The organism is Rhizobacter sp. Root1238 (genome assembly GCF_001425825.1).
In the GTDB taxonomy this organism is placed as follows: Bacteria; Pseudomonadota; Gammaproteobacteria; order Burkholderiales; family Burkholderiaceae_C; genus Rhizobacter.
Genome location: NZ_LMDM01000001.1, coordinates 287645 through 312213, shown reverse-complemented (window position 1 = coordinate 312213; position 24569 = coordinate 287645). Strand labels below are relative to the sequence as shown.

The window sequence follows — 24569 nt, the reverse complement described above, 5'->3', positions numbered from 1 at the left end:
GTTCAGCCGTCGCGCACCTTGCCCCGCGAACTCTTCAACTCGCCGCGCTGCGACTTCCCTTCCAGCCGCCGCTTCTGCGAGCCGCGCGTCGGCTTGGTCGCACGCCGCGGCGGCGCCACCACGGCGACGCTGTCGACCAGCTGCTGCAGGCGCTGCAGCGCATCCTGGCGGTTCATGTCCTGGCTGCGCGAGGTCTGCGCCTTGATCACGACGACGCCTTCACCGGTGATGCGCTGGTTGGACAGCGCCAGCAGCCGCTCCTTCAGCGGCTCGGGCAGCGACGACGCACGGATGTCGAAGCGCAGGTGCACCGCGCTCGAGACCTTGTTGACGTTCTGACCGCCGGCCCCCTGCGCCCGGATCGCGCTGAACTCGACCTCGGCCGGATCGACCTGGGGGATCACGGCACCGTGTGCGTTGGCACGCGCGGCGCGAGCGCGCACATCAACTCGTAGCCGATCGTGCCGGCCGAGCGCGCGACCTCGTCGATCGGCAGCACGCTGCCGTGCGGGCCCTGGCCCCACAGCGTGACCTCGCTGCCGACGCCGGCCTGCGGCACCGGCGTCAGGTCGACCGTCAGCATGTCCATCGACACCCGCCCCACCAGTGCGCAGCGCACGCCGTCGACCAGCGCCGGCGTGCCGGCCGGTGCCACGCGCGGGTAGCCGTCGGCATAGCCGCAGGCCACCACGCCGATGCGCATCTCGCGCTCGGCGGTGAACACGCTGCCGTAGCCGACGGTGTCGCCCGGCTTCAGCGCCTGCACGGCGATCAGCTGCGAGCGCAGCGTCATCGCCGGGCGCAGGTCCCAGTCGGCGATGGTCGATTCGGGGTGGTCGGGCGACCCGCCGTAGACCATGATGCCCGGGCGCACCCAGTCGGCCCGCACGCCGGGTTGCGTCGGCGCGAAACGCAGTGTCGCCGCGCTGTTGCTGAGCGAGCGCTCGCCATCCAGGTCGGCGGTGGCGGCGTCGAACACCGCCACCTGCGCCGCGATGCCGCGCGGCCCGTCGGCATCGGAGAAATGCGTCATCAGCGTGATCTGGTCGACCTGCGGCAGGTTCGACAACCGCAGCCAGGCGGTGCGGAACGCGGCCGGCGTGAAGCCGAGCCGGTTCATGCCGGTGTTCATCTTCAGGAAGACATGGTGCGGCCAGGTGGTCTTGTGCATCGCGAGCCAGTCGATCTGCGCCTCGTGGTGCACCGCGTGCCACAGGTTCAGCCGCGAGCACAGCTCGAGGTCGCGCGATTCGAAGCAGCCTTCGAGCAGCAGGATCGGCCCGCGCCAGCCCATCGCGCGCACGCGTTCGGCCTCGGCCAGGTCGAGCAGCGCGAAGCCGTCGGCGGCCTGCAGCGCGCCGTACACCCGCTCGATGCCGTGCCCGTAGGCGTTCGCCTTGACGATCGCCCACACCCGGGCATCGGGTGCGCAGGCGCGGGCGCGCTGCAGGTTGTGGCTCAGTGCATCGCTGTGGATCAGCGCTTCGATCGGACGCGGCATGGCGTGGATTCTGCCAGCGCAAGGGGCGCCATCGCGGGCTTTGCCGTCGGTTCGCCAGCACCTGCGTGCTATAACCGCCGCCGCGGGGAACCAGCAGCGGCCGCTTCGAGCGCTGCATCGATTGATGACCGGGCCCACCCGGCAGGCGACAGGCAGCACGCTCTCAGCGAATGAAAAAAGGTTTCTACACCATCATGTCGGCGCAGTTCTTCAGCTCGCTGGCTGACAACGCGTTGCTGGTGAGCGCCATCGAACTGCTGAAGACCTCCCACGCGCCGACCTGGCAGGTCCCCGCGCTGAGTCCGATCTTCGCGCTGTTCTACGTGATCCTCGCCCCCTTCCTCGGCGCATTCGCGGATGCCGTGCCCAAGGGGCGGGTGATGTTCGTGTCGAACGCGATCAAGGTGATCGGCTGCCTGATGATGCTGTTCGGCAGCCACCCGCTGGTCTCGTACGCCATCGTCGGACTGGGCGCCGCGGCCTACTCGCCGGCCAAGTACGGCATCCTGACCGAGCTGCTGCCGAACTCGCAGCTGGTGAAGGCCAACGGCTGGATCGAGGGGCTGACCATCCTGTCGATCATCCTGGGCCTGCTGCTCGGCGGCCAGCTGGTCGGCCACATGGTGTCGGCGCACCTGCTCGCGTTCGACATGCCGCTGGTCGACACCGGCGTCGACACGCCGCCCGAGGCCGCGATCTCGCTGATCGTGTTCCTGTACGTCGTCGCGGCGCTCTTCAACCTGCGCATCCCGCGCACCGAGGCCCCGCTGCAGCCGCTCTCGCACAGCGTCGTCGAGCTGGTGCGCGACTTCTCCAGCTGCAACGCCCGCCTGTGGAGCGACAAGCTCGGCCAGATCTCGCTGTCGACGACCACGCTGTTCTGGGGCGTCTCGGGCAACCTGCGCGTGATCGTCTTCGCATGGGCGGCGGCGGCGCTGGGCTACACGACCACGCAGGCGTCGACGCTGGCCGGCGTCGTCGCGCTCGGCACCGCGGTCGGGGCGATCGCGGCGTCGATGCGGGTGCGGCTCGACCAAGCCACCAACGTGATCCCGCTCGGCATCGGCATGGGCGTGCTGGTGATCGGCCTGAATTTCATCCACAACGTCTGGGTCGCCGCGCCGTTCCTGGTGATCCTCGGCGCGATCGGCGGCTACCTGGTGGTGCCGATGAACGCGCTGCTGCAGCACCGCGGGCACAACCTGATGGGCGCCGGCCGCTCGATCGCGGTGCAGAACTTCAACGAGCAGGCCTGCATCCTCGGGCTGGGCGCGTTCTACACCGGCATGACGAAGTTCGGCATGTCGGCCTTCGCGTCCATCACGGTGTTCGGGCTGGTCGTCGCCGGCACGATGTGGCTGATCCGCCGCTGGCACGCGCGCAACCTGGTCGTGCACCGCGACGAGGTCGATCACCTGCTCGCGCTGGCCCGCAGCGACAAGCACTGAATTGATGACGCCCGCCGCTGCCGCCGGCGGCGGTGGGCGAACCGCCGCCGGATTCCTTCCCGCGCTTGCCCTTGCCTTCAACGCGCTCGTCTGGGGCCTCTCGTGGTGGCCGTTCCGCGAACTGCACGCGCTCGGCCTGCACCCGCTGTGGGCCACCGTGCTGGTGTACGCCGTCGCGGTGCTGCTGATCGTCGCGACACGCCGCCGCGCCCTCGGCACGCTGCTGCGCACGCCCAGCCTGTGGCTGCTGGTGTTCGCATCGGGCGCGACCAATGCGGCCTTCAACTGGGCGATGGTGATCGGCGACGTGGTGCGCGTCGTGCTGCTGTTCTACCTGATGCCGCTGTGGACGGTGCTGCTGTCGCGGCTGGTGCTGAAGGAAGCCTTCACGCCGACTGCCGCGCTGCGCATCGCGCTGGCGCTGGCCGGCGCGTTCATCGTGCTGAAGCCGGCCGGCGCGGGCGTTGCGCTGCCACTGCCGCAGTCGCTGCCCGACTGGCTGGCGGTGTTCGGCGGCTTCTCGTTCGCGCTCAACAACGTGATGCTGCGCCACCAGGCGCACCGGCCGGAAGAGGCGCGGGCGCTCGGGATGTTCATCGGCGGCGTGCTGGTGGCCGGCACGCTCGCGAGCACGCTCGCCGCGAATGCGCTGGTGCCCTGGCTGCCGGCGCCGCAGCCCGGCTGGGTGCTGGCGATCGGCGCGCTGAGCCTCGCGTTCCTGGCCAGCAACCTCGCGCTGCAGTACGGCGCGTCGCGGCTGCCGGCCAATGTCACGTCGGTCGTGATGCTGTGCGAGGTGGTGTTCGCGACGCTGTCGGCCATCGCGCTCGGCGCCGGCACGCTGACGCCGACGGTGCTGATCGGCGGCGCGCTGATCCTGGCCGCGGCGCTGCTGTCGGCCTTCGAACGGGTCCGCTGATCTACTGCAGCGTGCGCGTCCCCGGCAGGCTGAAGACCTCGGCCGGCGACTGCGGTGCATGGCAGGCCGCGCCGGCATCGCGGGTGCAGCCCGCCATCACCGCCCAGCGCTCGTGCAGGTGCCACAGCACGCAGCGGCAATCGCCCGACAGCTGCGGGTGCGCGGCCAGCATCGCGAGGTTGCGTGCGATCTTCTCGCCCATCCCTGCGCGGTGCGCCGGGTCGCTGGCCGCCTGCAGGTACTGGCTGTAGCCGGTCATCAGGGCCAGCGTGCCCGCGAGCACGGCCTCGACACCGGGCATCTGGTGTTCTTCGACGAGCAGGTCCATGCGACGCTCCCTCGACAGTGGCAATGGGACGATGCTATCTCAGATGAGAATGATTCTCAAATGGAGACAGTCGAATCACCCTGGACCAGCCGCGCCTTCAGCGCGTGTGATGCACGTCAGGGCACGGCGAAGTCGGGATCGAGTTCGCGCAGCGCCTGCAGGAACTCGGGGTCCATCAGCGGCTTGGCCAAGTAGGCGTCGCTGCCGGCCAGCGAGGTGCGCACCCGTTCGGCCGGGGTGGCCTGCCCGGTGACAAGCACGATGCGCGGCCCGCCGGCCGACTGGCGGGCGGTCTGCTTCATGAACTGGCACAGCTGCAGCCCGTCCATCGGGCTGTCCGCGCCGAGCGCGATGTCGATGAAGGCCAGCGCGAAACTGTGCACCGTCATCCGGTCGAGGGCCTGCGTGCTGTTGCGCGCCAGGTGCACGCGGTAGCCCAGGCGCATCAGCCGCACCTGCAGGAACTTGAGCGCGATGCGGCTGTCGTCGACGACCAGCACGTCCTTCACGGCGCGGCCGCGACCGGCGGCGGCCTCGTCCAGCAGGCCGGGACCGGAGGCGACCCAGTCGGCCTGCGGCGGCTCGTCGAGCAGCGCGAGCCGCTGTTCGAGCAGCAGGTCGAGTTCGCGCACGATGCGGGTCGGCTCGATCGGGCGCGGCAGGTGGGCCGCCGCGCCGGCCGGCGCCCGCGCGCCGATGAAGACGGTGTCGGCGAGCCGCCCGGCGGCCGTCACCGCGGCGATCGCGGCCGGGTGGTCGGCATCGGCGAGCACGAAGTCGGCCTCGGCCAGGTCGGCCGCGCGTTCGTACGCCGGCGCACGCTGCTCGGCCAGGCGCAGGAACGACTGCACGCCGTCGCGCTCGAAATCGCTGAACCCCTGCAACGCCACCGAATACCGCGTGCGGATGCGCTCGGTCATCGTGTGCTCCCTTGGTCTGTTGGTATGGCGAGGATGGTGGGCGCGGTGGCAGAACGCGTCAAGCGCCGGCCGGGAATGGAATGCCGCTCTGCTGCGTACACTGCCCTGCGGATGCCGCTTGCAAGCCGCGTTCGACGACACGCCACCCCAGCCCCACGCCAGGAGATCCCGCATGAACCGATCGATCCTCGTCCTCGCCACTGTGGCCGGCCTCGCCGCTGCACTGCCGGCGGCCGCCCAGTTCGCCAAGCCCGAAGACGCGGTCAAGTACCGCAAGGCGGCCTTCACGGTGATGGCGAGCCACTTCAGCCGGGTGGCCGCGATGGCCAACGGACGCGTTCCGTTCGACGCCAAGGTCGCCGCCGACAACGCCGAGATCGCGACGATGATGTCCAAGCTGCCGTTCGCCGGCTTCATCGAAGGCACCGACAAGGGCGACACCAAGGCCAAGCCGGAGATCTGGGCCGAGCAGGACAAGTTCAAGGCCGCCGCGTCGAAGATGCAGGACGCGATGGAGAAGCTGAACGTTGCCGCGAAGGCCGGCAACGTCGACACGCTGAAGCCCGCGGCCGGCGCGGTGGGCCAGGCCTGCAAGGGCTGCCACGACAGCTACCGCAAGGAGTGATCGACGCGCGGCCGTGCGACCGGCCGGCGCGGGGAGACCATCCGCTACCATTCGGGGTTGCGTTGCGCGCAGCCACCCGCCTGGCGCTGCCCCACGCCTGCCCACGACTTCACGAGCCCGCTTCGAATGACTGTGTCTTGTTTCCGAGCCGCGCGCGTCCTCGCCGTCCTGCTTCCGCTGCATGCCGGGCTCGCAGCGGCTGCCGACGAATTGCCGCCCGGCGGCACATTCACCACCCCGGCCTATGCGACGGCTGCCAGCGCGCCCGCCGGCACCAACACCCCCGGCTATGCGCCGACGACGCCCGGCGGTGCGCTGCGCAACGTGCCGACACCCGGGCAGACGGCGCCACGCGACGACGATGACGCCGCCGCCCGCCTGCGCAACCTGCAGCCGCCGAAGCCGAGCGAGTTCCAGAAGTTCGTCGAGGCCGCGACCGGCCGCCAGCTGCAGCCCTTCGGCAGCAACTTCTTCGCCGAGGCCTCGCGCGCCGCCCAGCCGGTCGACAACGTCCCGGTGACCGCGGACTACACCGTCGGTCCCGGCGACGAGGTGCTGGTGCGGGCCTGGGGCTCGATCGACGTCGACTACCGCAGCACCGTCGATCGCAATGGCCAGCTGAACCTGCCGAAGGTCGGCAGCTTCACGGTCTCGGGCATCAAGGCCTCCGAACTCGAAGGCCAGCTGCGCGCGCAGATCGGCCGCCTGTACCGCAACTTCAACCTCAGCGTGTCGCTGGGCAAGCTGCGTGGCCTGAAGGTGTTCGTCGTCGGCCCGGCCCGCCTGCCGGGCGTCTACACGGTGCCCAGCCAGGCGACGATGCTGTCGGCGGTGGTGGCCGCCGGCGGCCCGGGCCCGAACGGTTCGATGCGCCGCGTGCAGTTGCGCCGCGACAACCAGCTGGTGTCCGAACTCGACATCTACGAGTTCCTGGTGCAAGGCGACAAGTCCAAGGACCTGCAGCTGGCCGCCGGTGACGTGCTGGTGTTCCAGCCGGTGGGGCCGCGCGTCGCGCTGAGCGGCGCGCTCGACAATGCCGCCATCTACGAACTGAAGAACACGCAGGAGCCCGTCGGCGAGCTGCTGCGCTATGCCGGCGGCTCGCCGGTGCTGACCAATCCGAACCGCGTGCAGCTCGAGCGCATCGACCCGGCCCAGTCGCCGGCAGCGCGCTACGTCGAAGACTTCAAGCTGGACGCCGCCGGGCTGCAGCACCCGCTGCGCGACGGCGACGTGCTGACGCTGCTGACGATCTCGCCGAAGTTCGCGAACGCAGTGACGCTGAAGGGCCACGTGGCGCAGCCGCTGCGCTACACCTTCACGCCGGGCATGCGCATCCGCGACCTGATCCCCGACAAGGAAGCCCTGATCTCGCCCGACTTCTACCGGCGCAAGAACCTGCTGGTGCAGGTCCTCGCCGACGACGACGACATCCTGCTGGAAGAAGCCGAGCAGCGCGCCGCCCGCACCGGCAACAATGTCGGTGTCGGTCTGCCCGTCGCACCGACCGGCCGTGCCACCGGCACGCGCAGCGAAGGCGGCGGGACCGACAACACGGCGACGCCGTTCGTCGTGGCGTCCGCGGCCGACCCCTCTGCCGCGCGCGACCCGAACCGCTTCCCGCTGACCGAGGGCGAGCGAGCGCGCCGGCGCATGGACCGCCTGGCCGCGGCCGAGTCGAGGCGCACGCCGGCCACCTTGTTCAACGAACTGAACTGGGACTACGCGGTGATCGAGCGGCTCAGCGACAAGGACCTGAGCACGCAGGTGATTCCATTCAACCTCGGCAAGGCGGTGCTGCAGGGCGATCCCGACAACAACATCGAACTGAAGGCCGGCGACGTCGTCACCATCTACAGCCAGAAGGACATCCGGGTGCCGGTGGCCAAGCAGACGCGGCTGGTCTCGGTGGAGGGCGAAGTCGGCGCACCGGGCGTGTACCAGTTGCTGCCCGGCGAGACGCTGGGCCAGCTGATCACGCGTGCCGGCGGCTTCACGCCGCAGGCCTACGTGTACGGCCTCGAGTTCAGCCGCGAGGAAACCCGCAAGCGCCAGCGAGAGAACCTGCAGGTGGCGATTGCGCGTCTCGAAGTGCTGTCGGCGCAGCAGGCGGCCCGCGAAGCGGCCAACCGGCGCGAAGAGCAGGCCGGCGGGGCGGCGATCAGCTCGGCCGCGACGCAGGCGCAGATGGCGCGGCTCAGCCGCGTTCAGCCGAACGGTCGCGTCGCGCTCGAACTGACGCCCGAAACCACCTCGGTGAGCCAACTGCCCGAGGTGCCGCTCGAAAACGCCGATCGCATCGTGGTGCCGAGCCGCCCCGGCTTCGTGACGGTCGCCGGCGCGGTCGTCAACAACAACGCCTTCCTGTGGAAGCCCAACCGCACGGTCGGCGATTACGTGAAGCTGGCCGGGCTCGACGAGGCCGCCGAGCCGTCCAACATGTTCGTGCTGCGCGCCGACGGCACCGTCAGCCATGCGAACGAACGCCGTGGCTGGTTCGGCAGCCTGGAATCCCAGTCGTTGCAGCCGGGCGATGCGGTGGTGGTGCCGAACCAGCTCGACTACGAGAGCTGGGGCCGCGCGACCATCCGCAACCTGAAGGACTTCTCGCAGATCTTCTACCAGTTCGGCCTGGGTGCGGCGGCCATCAAGACGCTGCGCGGAGACTGAGCCCGATGATGCAGAACGATCCATTGACGAACGTGCCGACCGACGATTTCGAGGAGCACGACGGGCCGTCGATCAGCCTGTTCGACCTGCTGGTCTGGCTGGGGGAAGGCAAGCGGATCATCGCGGCCTGTGCCGGCGCCGCGATGCTGCTGGCCGTGGCCGTGGCGCTCATGAAGCCCAACATCTTCACTGCACGCGCGACCTTGCTGGCCCCGGGCGGGCAGCAGCAAAGCTCGTCGGCTGCGGCGCTGGCCGCGCTGGGATCGCTCGGCGGGCTGGCCGGCGGCGTCGGCGCCAAGACGCCCGACGAGCTGTATGTCAGCCTGCTCAAGAGCGACAGCGTGCAGCGCGCGCTGGACCAGCAGTTCAAGCTGCGGCAGCGCTACGACGTCGAGACCTACGAACAGTTGCGCCGGGTGCTGCCCGAGTACGTTCGCGTCAACTCGGACAAGAAGTCCGGCCTGATCACGGTCGAGATCGACGACGAAGTGCCTCAGTTCGCCGCCGACCTGGCGAACGCGCACGCCAACGAGGTGACCAAGCTGCTCGGCCGGCTGGCCGTGTCCGAGGCCCAGCAGCGGCGCGTCTTCTTCGAGCAGCAGCTGAAGGACACGAAGGAAAACCTGATCCAGGCCGAGCAGGCGCTGCGCGCGGTGCAGGAGAAGTCCGGCATGGTGGTGCTCGACAAGCAGGCCGAGGCGATCATCACCGGCGTGGCCCAGCTGAAGGCGCTGATCGCCGAACGCGAGGTCCGGCTGAAGGTGATGCGCACCGGCGCCACCTCCGAGAACCCGGACGTGCTGCGGCTGACCTCGGAACTGACCGCGTTGCGCAGCGAGCTCGCGCGGATGGAGGCGGCGCCCGGTGGCAGCGCCAGCAGCGCCGCCACCGGCAGCATCGACATCCCGGTCGGCAAGCTGCCCGGTGCGGCGGTCGACTACGTGCGGGCGCGCCGCGAGGTGAAGTTCCAGGAGACGCTGCTCGAAAGCATGCTGCGCCAGTACGAGATCGCCAAGCTGGACGAGGCGAAGGAAGGGCCTTCGCTGCAGAAGGTCGACATCGCCCAGGCGCCGGACCGCAAGTCGAAGCCGGCGCGATCGCTGATCGTGCTGTCGAGCACCGTGCTGGCGCTGCTGGCGTCGGCGATCTTCGTGATCGGGCGCCGCTACATGGCCCTGCGCCGCGAGCAAGACCCCGGCAACGCGCAGGCGCGCGAGGCGCTGCGCCATGCGTGGCGCTGGCGCCGCGCCTGACGGTCCTCGCTCAGAGCGACAACGTGCCGCGGATGCAGCTGATGCTGTGTCCGCCGACCCACACCTGGCCGTCGACCTGCGCGATGTGCACGCGGCCGGCGCGGTCGAGCCGGGTGCCTTGCGCCGCAACGTAGCGGGCCGGCGCGAGCCCGGCGCCGATCAGCCACTGCGCGAAGCTCGCGTTCAGGCTGCCCGTCACCGGATCTTCCGGAATGCCGATCGGCGCGGCGAACCCGCGCACCTCGAACTGGCAGGCGCCGCCCGCCGCATGCGGCCCGATCACGCCGACCTTGGCCAGCGACTTCAGCGCCGCATGGTCCGGCTCCAGCGCCAGCACCGTCCCCGCGTGGTCGAGCAGCAGGCCGAGCCAGCGCGGTCCGTTGTCGAGCCACTGCCCCTGCAGCACCTGGTCGCGGCGCAGGCCGAGCGCTGACAGCACCGGCGTCAGGTCGGCCTCGGTGACAGGCTCCTTGCGCAGCGGCGGTGCCGCGAAGGCCGCGCGTTCGCCGTCGAGCCGGATGTCGACCCGGCCGACGCCGCACTGCTGCACGACCGCGCCGGGCGTCTTCGGCACGCCGCCGACCTCGAGCCAGGCGTGGCAGCTGCCGAGCGTCGGGTGGCCGGCGAACGGCAGCTCGCCGCCCGGCGTGAAGATGCGCACCCGGTAGTCGGCCTGCGGATCCGACGGCTGCAGCAGGAAGGTGGTCTCCGACAGGTTGGTCCAGCGCGCGAAGGCCTGCATCTGCGCGTCGTCCAGCGCATCGGCCCCGTGCACCACGGCCAGCGGGTTGCCCTTCAACGCGACATCGGTGAAGACATCGACCTGCATGAATGTCAGCCCCTCGCCCGATGGGTACATCGGACGGTCCCCCGAGGGGACGCGGGCCGGCTTGGGAGCGGCCCGGCGCTCGGCCCGCTCGCTCACAACACGTCCTTCAGCGCCGCGGCCAGCGCGCGGATGCCGCGTTCGATCTGCTCCGGCGACACCGTGACGAACGACAGCCGCATCGTGTTGGCGCGCGCATGCTCGGCGAAGAAGGCCGCGCCCGGCACGAAGGCCACGCCGTTGGCGACCGCCTTCGGCAACAGCGCGATCGCATCGACGTTCGCCGGCAGCTCGACCCAGAAGAACATGCCGCCGGTCGGCACCGTCCAGCGGCAGCCAGCAGGCATGTGGGCTTCGAGCGCGGCGCGCATCGCATCGCGCTGGGCTTTGTAGCGCGCTCGGATGGTCGGCACGTGCGTGTCGAGGAAGCCGTCGCGGATCACCTCGTGCACCACGCGCTGGTTGAAGCCCGGCGTGTGCAGGTCGGCGGCCTGCTTGGCCTGCAACAGCTTCGGAATCAGCGGTGCCGGCGCCACCACGTAGCCCAGGCGCAGGCCGGGCGCCAGCACCTTCGAGAACGAGCCGAGGTAGACCGTGCCGTCCGCCCAGCGCGCGGCCAGCGGCGGCGGCGGCGGTGCGTCGAACCACAGGTCGCCGTACGGGTTGTCCTCGACCAGCGGCAGGTTCAGCGCCTGCGCCCGCGCGACCACCGCGGCACGGCGGGCCTCGCTCATGCAGCGGCCGCTCGGGTTCTGGAAGTTCGGCAGCAGGTACAGGAAGCGCGCGCCTTCGGCGGTGTGCAGCGCATCGGGCAGCGGGCCGTCGTCATCGCAATCGACCGCGGTGAAGACCGGCTCGTACGGTGCGAAGGCCTGCAGCGCGCCGAGGTAGGTCGGCGATTCGACGGCCACCCGGCTGCCCGGGTCGACCAGCACCTTGCCGACCAGGTCGAGCCCCTGCTGCGAACCGGTGGTGATCAGCACCTGCGCCGCGTCGACCTGCTGGCCGTGGCCGCGCAACATCGCGGCGACCCATTCGCGCAGTGCCGGCAGGCCTTCGCTCGACGCGTACTGCAGCGCCTCGCGCGGGGTGTCGCGCAGCACGCGGGCGGTGGCCTCGCGCATCGCGTCGACCGGAAAGCCGTCGGGCGACGGCAGGCCGCCGGCCAGCGAGATGATGCCGGGCTGTTCGGTCACCTTCAGGATCTCGCGGATGATCGACGGGTTCATGCGGTGGGCGCGCTGCGCGAGCTGCCAGGGGGTGCGCGAGGTCATGCGGATTTCCTTGGAGAGGTGACGGGGGAGACGAGAGAGGCCGAAGAAGAGGCGGCGTGCGTCGGCATCTTGCGCCCGACGAACACGGTGGCGATCACCGCCAGCGAGAAGAAGACGGTCGTCGCCGACAACCGCTCGCCGAGCACCGGCACCGCCAGCAGCATCGACAGGAAGGGCTGCAGCAGCTGCACCTGGCTCACCCGCAGCGTGCCGCCGAGCGCCAGCCCGCGGTACCACGCGAAGAAACCGAGCCACATCGAGAACAGCGTGACATAGCCGAAGCCGACCCACGCGCCGGCGCGCACCGGCTGCGCCGGCCAGGTCCAGCCCATCAGCGGCAGCGTGAACGGCAGGCTGATCACGAGCACCCAGCAGATCACGTGCTCGCCGTGCCATTGCCGCGACAGGTGCGCGCCGGCGACGTAGCCGATCGAGCCGCTGACGACGGCCAGCAGCAACAGGCCGTCGGCCCGGCCCAGCCCGCTGCCCGATTGCGCCGCGAAAGCGAGCACCAGCGCGCAGCCGACCGCCGCACAGGCCCAGAAGCCGACCGACGGCCGCTGGCGGAAGAACACCGCCGCCGCGATCGCGGTGCCCAGCGGCAGCACGCCGGTGATCACCGCGGCATGCATCGCATCGACCTCGCGCAGCCCGAGGCCGAGGAACAGCGGGAAGCCGACCACCGTGCCGGCCGCGCTGACGGCCAGCGCCGTCCATTGCCGGCCGCGCGGCCGCGGCGCGCCGGTCAGCAGCAGGTAGAAGACGCTCAGCACCCCGGCCAGCGCGGCGCGCCCGGCGACGACGAACAGCGGCGACAGCTGCGGGTCGGCCGCCGGCCCGACGGCCAGGCGCGTCATCGGCGTCGTCATCGCGAAGATCGCGACGCCCAGAAAGCCCAGCCACAACCCCTTGCGCTCGATGTCCATGCACCAGTCTAGGCGCTGTGACCAACACAGCGCCGGTACACTCACCCCTCTCAGATTGCGCACTGTATTGGTCACCTCGCCAGCACATGAACCCGCTTGCTCCGCTCGATCCGCTGTCCCGCCATGCCGATGCCACGCTGACCGAGCAGCTGTCCGGCCGCTTCGCCGAGCGCATCCGGCAGCGGCTGCTCGCGCCGGGCTCGCGGCTGCCGTCGGTGCGCGACTGCGCGCGCCGGCATGGCGTCAGCGCCTACACGGTGGTCGCCGCCTACGACCAGCTGCTGGCGCAGGGGCTGGTCGAGGCCCGCAAGCAGCGCGGCTTCTTCGTGCGCGAACAGCACCCGCGCGATGCCGGCCGGGCTGCCGCAGCGGCGGCGCCGGCCGCGGCCGACCCGGTCGCCCGCCCGCGCGCGCCGCTCAGCGCGATTGCGCTGGTGCGCAGCATGTTCCAGCCGCCGGGCGCGCGGCCGATGCCGGGGCTGGGCACGCTGCCGTCGGAATGGCTGGATTTGCCGATGCTCAGCACCGCGCTGCGCCGCGTCAGCAGCGGCGCGCAGCTGGCCGCGCTGGCGCTGCAGTACGGCGAGCCGGCCGGCGACCTGCGGCTGCGCCGGGCGCTGTCGCAGCGGCTGGTCGACTTCGGCGTGAAGGCCGCGCCGGAGCAGATCGTCACCAGCTTCGGCGCGACCCATGCGCTGGACATCGTCACCCGCAGCCTGACCCATGCCGGCGACACCGTGCTGGTCGACGAACCCGGCTGGTCGGTCGAGTTCGCACGTCTGGCCGCGCTCGGCCTGCGCGTGCTGCCGGTGCCGCGCGGCGAGGACGGCCCCGACCTCGCGGTGATGGAGCGGCTGATCGAGGCCCAGAAGCCGCACGAGCGGCCGCGGCTGTACATCACCGTCTCGGTGCTGCACAACCCGACCGGCGCGACGCTCGCGCTCGGCCATGCGCACCGGCTGCTGAAGCTGGCGCAGGCGCACGGGCTGCACATCGTCGAGGACGACACCTACGCCCACTTGGCGCCGCCGCACCTGCCGCGGCTGGCGGCGCTGGACGCGCTGGAGCGCACGATCTACATCTCCGGCTTCTCGAAGATCCTGGTGCCGAACTGGCGCGTCGGTTATCTGGCAGCGCCCCCCGGATTGGTCGACCGCTTCGTCGACACCAAGCTGCTCGGCAGCCTGACCACCACCAGCCTGACCGAACAGGCGCTCGCCCACTGCCTCGAGCAGGGCCTGCTGCGCCGGCACGCCGAGCGCGTGATGGCCCGGCTGGATGCAGCCCGGGCGCGCTCGGTGCAGCTGGCCGAAGCGGCAGGCTGCCGGTTCGCGGCCACGCCGCGCGGCCTGTTCGGCTGGGTCGACACCGGCGTCGACACCGAACGGCTGTCGCAGGTGATGCTGGACGGCGGCTGGCTGCTCGCGCCGGGGTCGATCTTCCATGCCACGCCCCGGCCGAGCACGCTGATGCGCATCAACTTCGCGACCACGCAGGATGCGCAGTTCTGGCAGGCGCTGCAGCGCGCCCGCGACACGCCCGGCATGGCGACACCCCGGAATCCGGGCTTTTCAGCGCCAGCCCGGTGACCTACAGTCACACCTTCCTGCATTCCCGAGTCCATGTTCGAGCCCACCATCCCGTTCGGCGAGCCGGAACTGATGCGCGTCAGCGCCTTCGAGCGTTACCTGCATGAGCCGGGCGGCCCGCGTGCGCTCGGCGAGGTCGCCGACAGCAGCCTGCGCGGCGCGACGCTCAGCCCGTCGCTGCTGGCCGACCTGAGCCGCTTCGAGCGGGCCGGCCAGGCCTCCGAGGTGCTCGACGTGCTGGCCGCCTGCGTGCGGCATTCGCAGCAGGTCGTGATCCACCTGCAGATGGGCGAGGCGGTGGTGCCGCTGACGGTCTTCGCGCGCGAACGCCTGGTGCACTGCCCGATCAGCCTCGATGCCCTGCTGCGCGAGCGGCCGACCGAATTGCGCGTGATGCATGTCGAGCCGGCGGTGCTGCGGCCGCCGGGCGACGAAGAGCTGTCGCTGGTGGCCGACGAGCAGCACTACCACTCGCTCGGGCCGGTGCTGTGGGAGCTGGCGCTGCGCGGCTCGCGCGGCACGCTGCTGCCGGAGATCGCCGGGCCGGTGGCCTACCGGGTCGCGCCGGGCTTCGCGATGGGCGGCCTGCGGGCCGGCGGCCTGCTGCGTGCGGCGGTGCAGCGGCTGCAGGGCGACCGCTCGTCGCTGCGCGAGATGGCCGACTGGCCGGGCTTCGACAGCTCGCGCGCGGCGCGGCTGCTGAACGCGCTGTACCTGCAGTCGGGACTGATCATCAGCCGCTCGCACCGCAATGCGATCGGCGAATCGTGGTTCGGCGCGCTCGGGCGCTGACCAAGCCGCTCAGTCCGCGGGCTGCACGGCCCCGATCACCGCCACCATCTGCGCGAGCCGCTGCGGCGCCGGACCGGTCAGGCGCGTGAACGCGATGCCGCGCTCGGCCAGTTGCGCCTCGTACCAGCGGTGCTGCCACTGACGGAACGCCTCGTCGCGCCGTGTGCCGTCCTGCACCAGCGGGTAATCGGGCTCGCACAGGAACCAGTGCGCATAGGGGCGCTGCGACAGCGCCCGCAGTTCATCGTCGCAGCGCCCGAACAGCGCGTCGGCATAGCATTGCGTGACCAGCGGCGTGGTGTCGCAGGCCAGCAGCTGGTGCGCCTGCGCCAGCAGCGCGTCTTCGCGCGCGACCTGCGTGCGCGCGATGCGCAGCAGGTCGGCTTCGCTCAGCACGCCGGCCTGCGCTTCCCACAGTTCGCGGCCGTATTCCGCGGCCCACACGCTGCCGTAGTGCGCGGCGAGGTCGCGCGCCAGCGTCGTCTTGCCGGTCGACTCGGCGCCGACCAGCGCGATGCGCGACACGAAGCTCGCATAGACGCGCGGGTCGAGGAAGCGCCGATGGCGGTGCGGCTCGGCACGGATGCGGCTCGCGCTGATTGGCACCTGGCTGCGTGACGGATCAAAGGGCACGGCGGCCACCGGCCGGCCGAAGGTGTGTGCCAGCAGCGCGGCCGTCGCATGCACGTAGTCCTCGCTCGCGAAGAGCGCGTCCACCGGGTGACCCAGCCCGTCGCGCAGCAGTTGCGCGAGGAACTGCTGGTGCGCGGCGTCGGGCGCGTCGTTGGGCAGCAGGCGCAACGCCATGCCGCGTTGCTGGAGCCAGGCATCGTCGATCACCACGCCCTCCACCTGCGGCAAGACTGCCTGCAGCCAGGCATGCCGCTGCGCTGGCAACGCGGGTTCGAACTCGGGTTGGGTGTAGCTGACCACCAGCACCCGCTCGCACTGCGACTGCGCAAACGCGATCAATGCTTCGTGCCCGCGGTGCAGCGGGGCGAACTTGCCGACCACCAATCCCACCCCGTAGCGGACCATCGTTGTCAGCCGGCCTGGGTCATCGCCCGCCGCCACAGCCACCAGCCATGCCACGCGTTGAGCCAGTAGGCCGCGTACAGCACGGCCGTCAGCGTCAGTCCGCGGGAGGCGTACAGCGGCACCGACAGCGTGTTGACCAGCAGCCACGCCGGCCAGGTCTCGATGCGCCGGCGCATCAGCAGCAATTGCGCCATCACGCTGAAGGCCAGCACCGCCGAGTCGACATACGGCGCATACGCATCGGTCCAGTGGTGCAGCAGGCTGCCGTACGCGACGGTCACCGCGAGCGCCGCCAGCGTGCTTCCCGCAAGCAGTGGTACCGGACTGCGCCGCACCGGCGGCGCAAGCGCCGCGACGCCGCCGCGCCAGTGCCACCAGCCGATCGCGCTGGTCGCGATGAAGAAGCCCTGCAGCGTGACGTCGGCGTACAGCTGGCTGTCGAAGAACAGCAGCGCGAACAGCCCGCACCCGACGATGCCGGTCCACCAGGTGTGCACGCTGTTGCGTGCTGTAGCGCGAATCGGTGACCAGCGACAGGAACACGTCGCGCACCTGCGCACCGTTGAGGATCAGGTCGAAGCGCGCGCGGCCAGCACGATCGACATCGTCGTCACCGCATTCGCCGCCAGCTCGAGCGGGGGCGGCAAATCCATCAGCGCGCGCCGAGCCGCCTCAAGCGGCTGAGCGCCCCCGTCGGGGGGCAGGAGCGGAGCGACGTGGGAGTTGTCATTCAGCGCGCGCCGAGTTCTTCCCAGCGCGTCAGCGCCGCGAGCAGTTCATCGTCGAGCACCGCGAAGCGCGCCTGCGCGGCCGCGAGCTTCGCGGCGTCGCCGGCGTAGATCTCGGTGCCGGCCAGCAGCTCCGACAGCGTCTTCTGCTCGGTCTCCAGCGCCTCGATGCGTGCCGGCAGGCCGTCGAGCTCGCGCTGTTCCTTGTAGCTGAGCTTGGCCTTCTTCGCGGCCGGTGCGGCAGCGGGCGGCGGGGGAGCAGCAGGCGTCGGCGCCGGCGCGGCCTTCGCAGCCTTGTCGCGCATCGCACGCGCGCGGTCGCGCTGCAGCTTCCAGTCCTCGTAGCCACCTTCGTACTCGCGCCAGAAGCCCGGGCTGTCGTCGCCTTCCCACGCGATCGTGCTGGTGACCACGTTGTCGAGGAAGCGCCGGTCGTGGCTCACCAGGAACACCGTGCCGGGGTAGCCCTGCAGCAGCTCCTCGAGCAGCTCCAGCGTGTCGATGTCGAGGTCGTTGGTGGGTTCGTCGAGCACCAGCACGTTGGCCGGCAGCGCGAACAGGCGTGCCAGCAGCACGCGGTTGCGTTCGCCGCCGCTCAGCGTGCGCACCGGCGAGTTGGCACGCTCCGGCGAGAACAGGAAGTCGTTCAGGTAGCTCATCACGTGCTTGCGCTGGCCGTTGAACTCCACCCATTCGCTGCCGGGACTGATGGTGTCGGCCAGCGTCGCATCGAGCTTCAGCGTGCTGCGCATCTGGTCGAAGTAGGCGACTTCGAGCTTGCTGCCCTGGCGCACGTGGCCGGAGTCGGGCTTCAGCTCGCCGAGGATCAGCTTCAGCAGCGTCGTCTTGCCGGCGCCGTTCGGCCCGATCAGCCCGACCTTGTCGCCGCGCAGGATGGTCGCGGTGAAGTCCTTCACGATCACCTTCTCGCCGAAGCGCAGGTTCACGTCGCGCAGCTCGGCGACGATCTTGCCGCTGGGCGCGCCGGAGTCCACTTCCAGCCGCACCTGGCCGAGCGAATCGCGCCGCTTCTGGCGCTGGTCGCGCAGCACCTCGAGCCGCTGGATGCGCGCGACGCTGCGCGTGCGGCGGGCTTCGACGCCCTTGCGGATCCACACCTCTTCCTGCGCCAGCAGCTTGTCGGCGCGCGCATTCGCGAGCGCATCGGACGCGAGCTGCTCTTCCTTCATGCGCTCGTAGGCGCTGAAGTTGCCGGGGTAGCTGCGGATGATGCCGCGGTCGAGCTCGACGATGCGGGTGGCCACGCCGTCGAGGAACGCGCGGTCGTGGGTGATCAGCATCACGCTGCCCTTGAAGCCGCGCAGCAGCTCCTCGAGCCAGGCGATCGAGTCGAGGTCGAGGTGGTTGGTCGGCTCGTCGAGCAGCAGCACGTCGGGCACCGCGACCAGCGCCTGCGCCAGCGCGACGCGCTTCTTCATGCCGCCCGACAGCTGGCTGATCTCGCGCGTGCCGTCGAGGTGCAGCTGCGCGAGCGTGGTGTCCACGCGCTGCTCCCAGTTCCAGGCATCGAGCGCCTCGATGCGCGTCTGCAGCGCGTCGAGGTCGACGCCGTCGGCATGCTCTTCGTAGGCCTGGCGCACCGCGCGCGCTTCGGCAACGCCTTCGCTGACGGCTTCGAACACCGTGTGGCCGGGCTCGAACGCCGGCTCCTGCGGCACGTAGCAGATGCGCACGCCCTGCGTCATCTGCAGCAGGCCGTCGTCGAGCTTCTCGAGCCCGGCGATGATCTTCAGCATCGAGGACTTGCCGGCGCCGTTGCGGCCGATCAGCCCGAGGCGTTCGCCGGTCTCCAGCGAGAAGGCCGCGTTGTCGAGCAGGGCCACGTGGCCGAAGGCCAGGTGGGCATTGGAAAGCGAAAGGACGGCCATGGAGAAACCAGCGGAGGAAACCGCGATTATCCCGTGCCCGCGGTTTCAGGGGAGCTTGGCTTCCAGCGCGTCGATGAACATCTCGGCCACGTCGAATCCTGCCTGCTGCGTGATCTCCTGGAAGCAGGTCGGGCTGGTCACGTTGATCTCGGTCAGGCTGTCGCCGATGATGTCCAGGCCGACCAGCAGCAGCCCGCGCGCCGCGAGCACCGGGCCGAGCGCTTCGGCGATCTCGCGGTCGCGCGTGGACAGCGGCTGCGCGACGCCCTTGCCGCCGGCGGCCAGGTTGCCGCGGATCTCGCTGCCCTGCGGAATGCGCGCCAGCGAGAACGGCACCGGCACGCCGCCGATCACCAGCACGCGCTTGTCGCCGTGCACGATCTCCGGCAGGTAGCGCTGCACCATCACCGTCTGCATGCCGCCCTTGTTCAGCGTCTCGGTGATGCTGCCCAGGTTCAGCCCGTCGGGCCCGACGCGGAAGATGCCCATGCCGCCCATGCCGTCGAGCGGCTTCAGGATGATGTCGTGGTGCACGCCATGGAAGCGCTTGATCTCGGCCTCGTCGCGGGTGACGAGCGTCGGGCCGATGAAGTCGGGGAACTCGAGGATCGCGAGTTTCTCGGGGTGGTCGCGCAGCGCGGCCGGCTTGTTGAAGACGCGCGCGCCTTCGCGCTCGGCCTGCTGCAGCAGGTGGGTGGCGTAGAAGTACTCGCTGTCGAAGGGCGGATCCTTGCGCATCAGCACCGCGGTGAGGTCGGCGAGCGCCACGGTCTGCGCGGGTTGTTCGGTGAACCAGGCGTGCGGGTCGCTGGTGACCGTGAACGGCCGCACCTTGGCCTGCACGCGGCCGCCGCGTTCCCAGACCAGGTCGCGCGGCTCGCAGGCGGCCAGCAGGTGGCCGCGGCGGGCGGCTTCGCGCATCATCGCGAAGGTCGAATCCTTGTAGGTCTTGAAGCCTTCCAGCGGGTCGGCAACGAACAGCAGCGTCATGGCGGGGCTCTCTCTGTCGGTCAGGCGGCGATGCGGGGCCGCCACTGTTGCACAAAAAGCGCGAGCGCGCCGGCGACCACGCCCCAGAACGCCGAGCCGATGCCCCACAGGCTCAGGCCGCTCAGCGTGACGAGGAAAGTGATCAGCGCGGCCTCGCGGTGCGCGTCGTCCTTCAGCGCGGACGCGAGGCCGTTGCCGATGGTGCCGAGCAGCGCGAGGCCGGCGATCGCGACCACCAGTTCGCGCGGAAACGCCGTCAGCACGCCGGTGACCGCCGCCCCGAACAGCCCGATCACGCAGTAGATCAGCCCGCAGGCAACCGCGGCCATGTAGCGGCGGCCCTTGTCCTCATGCGCCTCTCGTCCCATGCAGATCGCCGCGGTGATGGCCGACAGGTTCAGCGCGAACGCGCCGAACGGCGCGAGCAGCAACGTCGCGAGGCCGGAGAGCGTGATCAGCCGCGAGATCGGCATGTCGTAGCCGGCCGCGCGGATCGCCGCGACGCCGGGCAGGTTCTGCGAGGCCATCGTGACGATGAACAGCGGCAGCGCGAGGCTGACGAGCGCCGGCAGCGTGAACACCGGCATCGTGAAGACCGGCGCCGTCAGCGCGAACGAGACGGCGCCGAGGTGCAGCTGGCCCTGCAGCGCGGCGAACGCGGTGCCGACCGCCAGCACGCCGGGCACCGCGTAGCGCGGCCAGAGGCGGCGGCCGACCAGGTAGGTGGCGAGCATCAGCAGCACCAGCGCGAAGGCCGACTTGAGGGCGACGAAGGCATCGAGCCCGAAGCGTGCCAGCACGCCGGCGAGCAGTGCGCTCGCGATCGGCATCGGGATGCGCCCCATCAGCCGTTCGAACCAGCCGGTCATGCCGAACAGCGTGATGAGCGCCGCGCTGGCGAGAAAGGCCCCGACCGCCTCGGGCAGGTGGAAGCCGCCGCTCGCGGCCGCGGTGGCCAGCACGGCGGCGCCGGGCGTCGACCACGCGATCATCACCGGCTGGCGCAGCCACAGCGACGGCAGCGCCGAGCACAGCCCCATGCCGAGCCCGAGCGCCCACATCCACGAGCTGATCTCGGCCGGCCCGGCGCCGAGCGCCTGCGCGGCCGAGAACACGATCGCAACCGAGCTGGTGAAGCCGACGAGCACGGCGACGAAGCCGGCGACGAAGGCGGACAGGGACATGTCGGACGGGCGAAGGTTCATCACGCAGAGCCTATCAAAGGACTGCGCGCGAGACCCGGCCACGCCGCGCAGGGCTCAGATCTCGACCTTCGACCCCAGCTCGACGACTCGATTCGTCGGCAGCGACAGAAAATCCGCCGCCGCCGCGGCATTCCGGTGCATCCCCGCGAACAGCTTCTCGCGCCAGCTCGCCATCCCGCTGCCGAAGGTCGGGATCACGATGTCGCGCGACAGGAAGTACGAGGTCTCCATGTCGTCCATCTGGCAGCCCCGCGTGCGCAGGAAGGCCAGCGCCTCCGGCACGTCGGGCTCGTTCTTGAAGCCGAAGTGCACCGTCACCTGCCAGCAGTCGCGGCCCAGCGGCTCCATCTCGCAGCGCTTCTCGAAGCCGATCCACGGCACCTCGTGCAGCTTCACGGTGACGAACAGGTTGGTCTCGTGCAGCACCTTGTTGTGCTTCAGGTTGTGCAGCAGCGCGTTCGGCGTCAGCCCCTGCTCGCTGACCAGGAACACCGCAGTGCCGGCCACCCGCGTCGGCGGGCTGACGAACACCGCATCGAGGAAGCTCTTCAGGTCGATCGCGTCCTCGCGCAGGCGCTCGGCCATCAGCCGGCGCCCCTGCTTCCAGGTCATCATGATCATGAACATCACGCCGCCGATCACCACCGGGAACCAGCCGCCGTCGAACACCTTGATGACGTTGGCGCTGAAGTAGGTGAAGTCGACCAGGAAGAAGAAGCCGGTCGCGGCCACGCTCAGCGACCACGGATAGCGCCAGCCGTAGCGGATCACGAAGAAGGTCATCGTGGTGGTGATCAGCATGTCGATCGTCACCGCGATGCCGTAGGCCGCCGCCAGCTTGCTGCTGGAGCCGAAGGTCACGACCGCCAGCACGATGCAGGCATACAGCCCCCAGTTGACGAACGGCAGGTAGACCTGCCCGGTCTCGCGCACCGAGGTGTGCAGGATGCGCAGCCGCGGCAGGTAGCCGAGCTGCATCGCCTGCTTCGTGACCGAGAACGCCGCGGTGATCAACGCCTGCGATGCGATCACCGCGGCGGCCGTCGCCAACCCGATCAGCGGGACCACCGCCCACGGCGGCGCCATCTCGTAGAACGGGTTGCGCACGTTCTCCGGGTGCGCCAGCAGCATCGCGCCCTGGCCGAAGTAGTTCAGCACCAGCGCCGGCATCGCGAGGCTGAACCATGCGACGCGGATCGGGCGCTTGCCGAAGTGGCCCATGTCGGCATACAGCGCTTCGGCACCGGTCACGCACAGCACGATCGAGCCGAGCGCGATGAACGCGATCGTCGGGTGGCCGAGCAGGAAGGCCAGCGCGTAGCTCGGGCTCAGCGCCGCCAGCACCGCCGGGTTGGTCGCGATCTGCGCCAGCCCGAGCACCGCCAGCACCGCGAACCACAGCACCATCACCGGCCCGAACAGCTTGCCGACCGTCGTGGTGCCGTGGCGCTGCACCAGGAACAGCAGCGTCAGCACGACCAGCGACAACGGCACGATGTAGTGGTGCAGGCCGGGTGCCGCGACCTCCAGGCCTTCCATCGCACCCAGCACCGTGATGGCCGGCGTGATCACGCCGTCGCCGAAGAAGATCGCGGTGCCGAAGATGCCCACCATCAGCAGCCGCTTGCGCAGCACCGGCCGGTCTTTCACCGCCTGCGAGGCCAGCGCCAGCATCGCGATCAGCCCGCCTTCGCCGTTGTTGTCGGCCCGCAGGATCAGCGCGACGTACTTGATCGAGACCACCACCGTCAGCGTCCAGAACACCAGCGACAGCACGCCGTAGATGTTCTGCGGCGTCAACGGCACGTGGCCGTGGGCGAAGACTTCCTTGAGTGCGTAGAGGGGGCTGGTGCCGATGTCGCCGTAGACGACACCGATGGCGCCCAGCGTCAGGGCGGCCAGGCTGGAGCTGGGACGGTGCTGATTCACGATTCACCGCGCTCGCCGAAGGGGCACGGCTCAATCCAAAGGACGGCCATTGTGCGCCCGCGGATACGAGCCGAAACAGCTCGACACCCGCCACCCCCAGGCCATTGGGGGTGCATGTTGCACTGCAGCAACGACAGGTGTAGATGGTGCCCCTCGGTCGCCGGGGACGTCGACCGATCCCCCGCGGGGATGCGGGCCGGCTTGGGAGCGGCCCGGCGCTCGGCCCGCCAAATGGCTACTCGTAGACCTCGGCGTCGGGGTCGGTCGCTTCCAGCTCGTAGCTGGCGGCCAGCATTGCCAAGCGAGCGATCACTCCGTACATGTAGAAGCGATTTGGCGCACTGGCACCCGGCTTGACGCCCGGCTTCGGCAACTGGTTCGACTCGGCAAAGGCCAGCGGCACGAAGCTCGCCCCCGGCGAATTCAGGTTCTCGTCGATGCCGCGCTCGGCGTTGACGCGGTAGAAGCCGCCGACCACGTAGCGGTCGATCATGTAGACGACCGGCTCGGCGACCGCGTCGTTGACGCGTTCGTAGGTCGGCACGCCTTCCTGCAGGATGACCTCGCTGACCTCCTGGCCGTCCTTGATCACGCTCATCTTGTTGCGTGCCTTGCGGTTCAGGTCGACCAGGTCCTTCGGATCGCGCACCGTCATGATGCCCATGCCGTAGGTGCCGGCGTCGGCCTTCACGATGATGAACGGCTTCTCCTGGATGCCGTATTCCTTGTACTTGCGGCGGATCTTGCCGAGCAGCGCCTCGGCATTGCTCGCCAGGCATTCGGCGCCGGTGCCGTCGCTGAAGTTGACCTCGCCGCAGCGCGCGAACATCGGGTTGATCAGCCACGGGTCCATGCCCAGCAGCTTCGCGAACTTCTTGGCCACTTCTTCATAGGCCTGGAAGTGGTTGGTCTTGCGGCGCACGGCCCAGCCGGCGTGCAGCGGCGGCAGCAGGTACTGCTCGTGCAGGTTCTCGAGCACCTTCGGGATGCCGGCCGACAGGTCGTTGTTCAGCAGGATCGTGCAGGGATCGAAATCCTTCAGCCCGAGGCGGCCGCGGGTGCGCAGCAGCGGTTCGACCGTCAGCGAGCTGCCGTCGGGCAGGTCGATCTGGGTCGGCGCCTTGATGGTGTCGTCGAGCGTGCCCAGGCGCACGTTCAGCCCGGCCTGGTGGAAGATCTGCGTCAGCCGCGCGACGTTCATCAGGTAGAACGTGTTGCGGGTGTGCTTCTCGGGGATCAGCAGCAGGTTCTTCGCCTCGGGGCAGATCTTCTCGATCGCCGCCATCGCCGCCTGCACGGCCAGCGGCAGCATCTCGGGCGTCAGGTTGTTGAAGCCGCCGGGGAACAGGTTGGTGTCGACCGGCGCCAGCTTGAAGCCGGCATTGCGCACGTCCACCGAGGTGTAGAACGGCGGCGTGTGCTCCATCCATTCGAGGCGGAACCAGCGTTCGATGGCCGGCAGCGATTCGAGGATGCGCTGCTCCAGTTCGTTGATCGGGCCGGTGAGTGCGGTGATGAGATGGGGAACCATAAGAGCCCGTTGAACGCCTGGGGATCGCGGATTCTAGGCATCTGGGGTCGCCCGCGTCGATGGCAAGCGGGGAGGCCCCAGCCGGGATGCGCCTTGTTTGCGGCTTGCATCACGGGCGGACCGCTGAAAAAGAAAAGGCCGCCCGGAGGCGGCCTTCCCAGTGTCCCGCGGACCGAGGTCCGCGTCTC

At 70.1% G+C, this 24569-nt stretch carries 22 protein-coding genes; 8 read left to right on the top strand and 14 right to left on the bottom strand.

All coding sequences use genetic code 11. The features are described 5' to 3' along the window. Nucleotides 1–2 precede the first annotated feature (2 nt). Together arfB and alr are read right to left on the bottom strand one after the other, a co-directional pair. Nucleotides 3–404 (bottom strand): alternative ribosome rescue aminoacyl-tRNA hydrolase ArfB, encoded by a 402-nt coding sequence (gene arfB, locus ASC98_RS01400; protein WP_056804727.1) that lies wholly within the window; start codon nt 402–404, stop codon nt 3–5. Further along, the gene (gene alr / locus ASC98_RS01395) at nt 401–1501 is read right to left on the bottom strand and encodes an alanine racemase (protein ID WP_056803384.1); all 1101 of its coding nucleotides are present in this window, start codon (nt 1499–1501) and stop codon (nt 401–403) included. The genes arfB and alr overlap by 4 nt, the downstream gene beginning before the upstream one ends. A gap of 170 nt (nt 1502–1671) precedes the next feature. Here alr and lplT point away from each other — a divergent pair, with 170 nt between their 5' ends. Both lplT and ASC98_RS01385 read left to right on the top strand, forming a co-directional pair. Further along, nucleotides 1672–2949: a lysophospholipid transporter LplT gene (gene lplT, locus ASC98_RS01390; RefSeq protein ID WP_056803381.1), complete on the top strand. Its 1278-nt coding sequence runs from the start codon at nt 1672–1674 to the stop codon at nt 2947–2949. 4 nt (nt 2950–2953) lie between these two features. Beyond that, nucleotides 2954–3868 carry a DMT family transporter gene (locus tag ASC98_RS01385; RefSeq protein ID WP_056804724.1) on the top strand — a complete coding sequence of 305 codons (915 nt, stop codon included), beginning with the start codon at nt 2954–2956 and terminating at the stop codon, nt 3866–3868. Between the two features lies 1 nt (nt 3869). Here ASC98_RS01385 and ASC98_RS01380 read toward each other — a convergent pair whose 3' ends face one another. Beyond that, on the bottom strand, nt 3870–4196 hold the full coding sequence (locus tag ASC98_RS01380; protein ID WP_056803378.1) for a hypothetical protein: 327 nt from the start codon (nt 4194–4196) through the stop codon (nt 3870–3872). Nucleotides 4197–4312: 116 nt separating this feature from the next. Next, nucleotides 4313–5116, bottom strand: a complete 804-nt coding sequence (locus ASC98_RS01375; RefSeq protein WP_056803376.1) for a response regulator — start codon at nt 5114–5116, stop codon at nt 4313–4315. 172 nt (nt 5117–5288) lie between these two features. On the opposite strand from ASC98_RS01375, the gene ASC98_RS01370 reads away from it, so the two are divergent. The 3 genes from ASC98_RS01370 to ASC98_RS01360 all read left to right on the top strand — a co-directional run bounded on the left by ASC98_RS01370 (nt 5289) and on the right by ASC98_RS01360 (nt 9664). After that, a complete protein-coding gene (locus tag ASC98_RS01370; protein ID WP_056803373.1) occupies nt 5289–5741 on the top strand; it encodes a cytochrome c in 453 nt (150 codons plus the stop codon). Between the two features lie 126 nt (nt 5742–5867). Further along, nucleotides 5868–8411, top strand: a complete 2544-nt coding sequence (locus ASC98_RS01365; RefSeq protein WP_056803369.1) for an SLBB domain-containing protein — start codon at nt 5868–5870, stop codon at nt 8409–8411. A 5-nt stretch (nt 8412–8416) separates the two neighbouring features. Next, nucleotides 8417–9664: a Wzz/FepE/Etk N-terminal domain-containing protein gene (locus ASC98_RS01360; RefSeq protein WP_056803367.1), complete on the top strand. Its 1248-nt coding sequence runs from the start codon at nt 8417–8419 to the stop codon at nt 9662–9664. 10 nt (nt 9665–9674) lie between these two features. Here the strand turns inward: ASC98_RS01360 and ASC98_RS01355 are convergent, their stop codons facing one another. From ASC98_RS01355 to ASC98_RS01345, 3 genes are all read right to left on the bottom strand, one after another. Beyond that, entirely contained in the window at nt 9675–10493 is an 819-nt protein-coding gene (locus ASC98_RS01355; RefSeq protein ID WP_235581136.1) for a PhzF family phenazine biosynthesis protein, read from the bottom strand. 92 nt (nt 10494–10585) lie between these two features. After that, the gene (locus ASC98_RS01350; RefSeq protein ID WP_056803361.1) at nt 10586–11764 is read right to left on the bottom strand and encodes a PLP-dependent aminotransferase family protein; all 1179 of its coding nucleotides are present in this window, start codon (nt 11762–11764) and stop codon (nt 10586–10588) included. Then, nucleotides 11761–12690, bottom strand: coding sequence for a DMT family transporter (locus ASC98_RS01345; protein ID WP_056803357.1), 930 nt, complete (start codon nt 12688–12690; stop codon nt 11761–11763). The genes ASC98_RS01350 and ASC98_RS01345 overlap by 4 nt, the downstream gene beginning before the upstream one ends. Nucleotides 12691–12776: 86 nt before the next feature. Between ASC98_RS01345 and ASC98_RS01340 the strand changes: the two genes are divergently transcribed. Further along, the gene (locus ASC98_RS01340) at nt 12777–14279 is read left to right on the top strand and encodes a PLP-dependent aminotransferase family protein (protein WP_056803354.1); all 1503 of its coding nucleotides are present in this window, start codon (nt 12777–12779) and stop codon (nt 14277–14279) included. A gap of 33 nt (nt 14280–14312) precedes the next feature. Then, nucleotides 14313–15071, top strand: a complete 759-nt coding sequence (locus ASC98_RS01335; RefSeq protein WP_056803351.1) for a hypothetical protein — start codon at nt 14313–14315, stop codon at nt 15069–15071. Nucleotides 15072–15080: 9 nt separating this feature from the next. Here ASC98_RS01335 and ASC98_RS01330 read toward each other — a convergent pair whose 3' ends face one another. Together ASC98_RS01330 and pnuC are read right to left on the bottom strand one after the other, a co-directional pair. After that, nucleotides 15081–16109 (bottom strand): AAA family ATPase, encoded by a 1029-nt coding sequence (locus tag ASC98_RS01330; protein ID WP_056803348.1) that lies wholly within the window; start codon nt 16107–16109, stop codon nt 15081–15083. A 5-nt stretch (nt 16110–16114) separates the two neighbouring features. After that, on the bottom strand, nt 16115–16606 hold the full coding sequence (pnuC, locus tag ASC98_RS01325; RefSeq protein ID WP_235581135.1) for a nicotinamide riboside transporter PnuC: 492 nt from the start codon (nt 16604–16606) through the stop codon (nt 16115–16117). Here pnuC and ASC98_RS30970 point away from each other — a divergent pair. Beyond that, nucleotides 16584–16793 carry a hypothetical protein gene (locus ASC98_RS30970; RefSeq protein ID WP_162249249.1) on the top strand — a complete coding sequence of 70 codons (210 nt, stop codon included), beginning with the start codon at nt 16584–16586 and terminating at the stop codon, nt 16791–16793. The two genes, pnuC and ASC98_RS30970, sit on opposite strands and share 23 nt — an antisense overlap. Before the next feature lie 46 nt (nt 16794–16839). On the opposite strand, the gene ASC98_RS01320 is transcribed toward ASC98_RS30970, so the two are convergent. The 5 genes from ASC98_RS01320 to gshA all read right to left on the bottom strand — a co-directional run bounded on the left by ASC98_RS01320 (nt 16840) and on the right by gshA (nt 24381). Next, the gene (locus ASC98_RS01320) at nt 16840–18726 is read right to left on the bottom strand and encodes an ATP-binding cassette domain-containing protein (RefSeq protein ID WP_056803341.1); all 1887 of its coding nucleotides are present in this window, start codon (nt 18724–18726) and stop codon (nt 16840–16842) included. A 45-nt stretch (nt 18727–18771) separates the two neighbouring features. After that, nucleotides 18772–19716, bottom strand: a complete 945-nt coding sequence (gene gshB / locus ASC98_RS01315; RefSeq protein WP_056803338.1) for a glutathione synthase — start codon at nt 19714–19716, stop codon at nt 18772–18774. A 20-nt stretch (nt 19717–19736) separates the two neighbouring features. Beyond that, complete coding sequence (locus tag ASC98_RS01310; protein WP_235581134.1) at nt 19737–20900, bottom strand: benzoate/H(+) symporter BenE family transporter; 1164 nt, start codon at nt 20898–20900, stop codon at nt 19737–19739. Between the two features lie 75 nt (nt 20901–20975). Next, nucleotides 20976–22850, bottom strand: a complete 1875-nt coding sequence (locus ASC98_RS01305) for a potassium transporter Kup (RefSeq protein WP_056803334.1) — start codon at nt 22848–22850, stop codon at nt 20976–20978. Nucleotides 22851–23085: 235 nt separating this feature from the next. Then, nucleotides 23086–24381, bottom strand: coding sequence for a glutamate--cysteine ligase (gshA, locus tag ASC98_RS01300; RefSeq protein ID WP_056803331.1), 1296 nt, complete (start codon nt 24379–24381; stop codon nt 23086–23088). Nucleotides 24382–24569: the final 188 nt, after the last annotated feature.

Bases quoted from the DNA above. Each gene is read 5' to 3' on its own strand.
- alr (WP_056803384.1), bottom strand. From the start codon at position 1,501: ATGCCGCGTCCGATCGAAGCGCTGATCCACAGCGATGCACTGAGCCAC.
- lplT (WP_056803381.1), top strand. From the start codon at position 1,672: ATGAAAAAAGGTTTCTACACCATCATGTCGGCGCAGTTCTTCAGCTCG.
- ASC98_RS01385 (WP_056804724.1), top strand. From the start codon at position 2,954: ATGACGCCCGCCGCTGCCGCCGGCGGCGGTGGGCGAACCGCCGCCGGA.
- ASC98_RS01380 (WP_056803378.1), bottom strand. From the start codon at position 4,196: ATGGACCTGCTCGTCGAAGAACACCAGATGCCCGGTGTCGAGGCCGTG.
- ASC98_RS01375 (WP_056803376.1), bottom strand. From the start codon at position 5,116: ATGACCGAGCGCATCCGCACGCGGTATTCGGTGGCGTTGCAGGGGTTC.
- ASC98_RS01370 (WP_056803373.1), top strand. From the start codon at position 5,289: ATGAACCGATCGATCCTCGTCCTCGCCACTGTGGCCGGCCTCGCCGCT.
- ASC98_RS01365 (WP_056803369.1), top strand. From the start codon at position 5,868: ATGACTGTGTCTTGTTTCCGAGCCGCGCGCGTCCTCGCCGTCCTGCTT.
- ASC98_RS01360 (WP_056803367.1), top strand. From the start codon at position 8,417: ATGATGCAGAACGATCCATTGACGAACGTGCCGACCGACGATTTCGAG.
- ASC98_RS01355 (WP_235581136.1), bottom strand. From the start codon at position 10,493: ATGCAGGTCGATGTCTTCACCGATGTCGCGTTGAAGGGCAACCCGCTG.
- ASC98_RS01350 (WP_056803361.1), bottom strand. From the start codon at position 11,764: ATGACCTCGCGCACCCCCTGGCAGCTCGCGCAGCGCGCCCACCGCATG.
- ASC98_RS01345 (WP_056803357.1), bottom strand. From the start codon at position 12,690: ATGGACATCGAGCGCAAGGGGTTGTGGCTGGGCTTTCTGGGCGTCGCG.
- ASC98_RS01340 (WP_056803354.1), top strand. From the start codon at position 12,777: ATGAACCCGCTTGCTCCGCTCGATCCGCTGTCCCGCCATGCCGATGCC.
- ASC98_RS01335 (WP_056803351.1), top strand. From the start codon at position 14,313: ATGTTCGAGCCCACCATCCCGTTCGGCGAGCCGGAACTGATGCGCGTC.
- ASC98_RS01330 (WP_056803348.1), bottom strand. From the start codon at position 16,109: ATGGTCCGCTACGGGGTGGGATTGGTGGTCGGCAAGTTCGCCCCGCTG.
- ASC98_RS30970 (WP_162249249.1), top strand. From the start codon at position 16,584: ATGCCGGTCCACCAGGTGTGCACGCTGTTGCGTGCTGTAGCGCGAATC.
- ASC98_RS01320 (WP_056803341.1), bottom strand. From the start codon at position 18,726: ATGGCCGTCCTTTCGCTTTCCAATGCCCACCTGGCCTTCGGCCACGTG.
- gshB (WP_056803338.1), bottom strand. From the start codon at position 19,716: ATGACGCTGCTGTTCGTTGCCGACCCGCTGGAAGGCTTCAAGACCTAC.
- ASC98_RS01310 (WP_235581134.1), bottom strand. From the start codon at position 20,900: ATGTCCCTGTCCGCCTTCGTCGCCGGCTTCGTCGCCGTGCTCGTCGGC.
- gshA (WP_056803331.1), bottom strand. From the start codon at position 24,381: ATGGTTCCCCATCTCATCACCGCACTCACCGGCCCGATCAACGAACTG.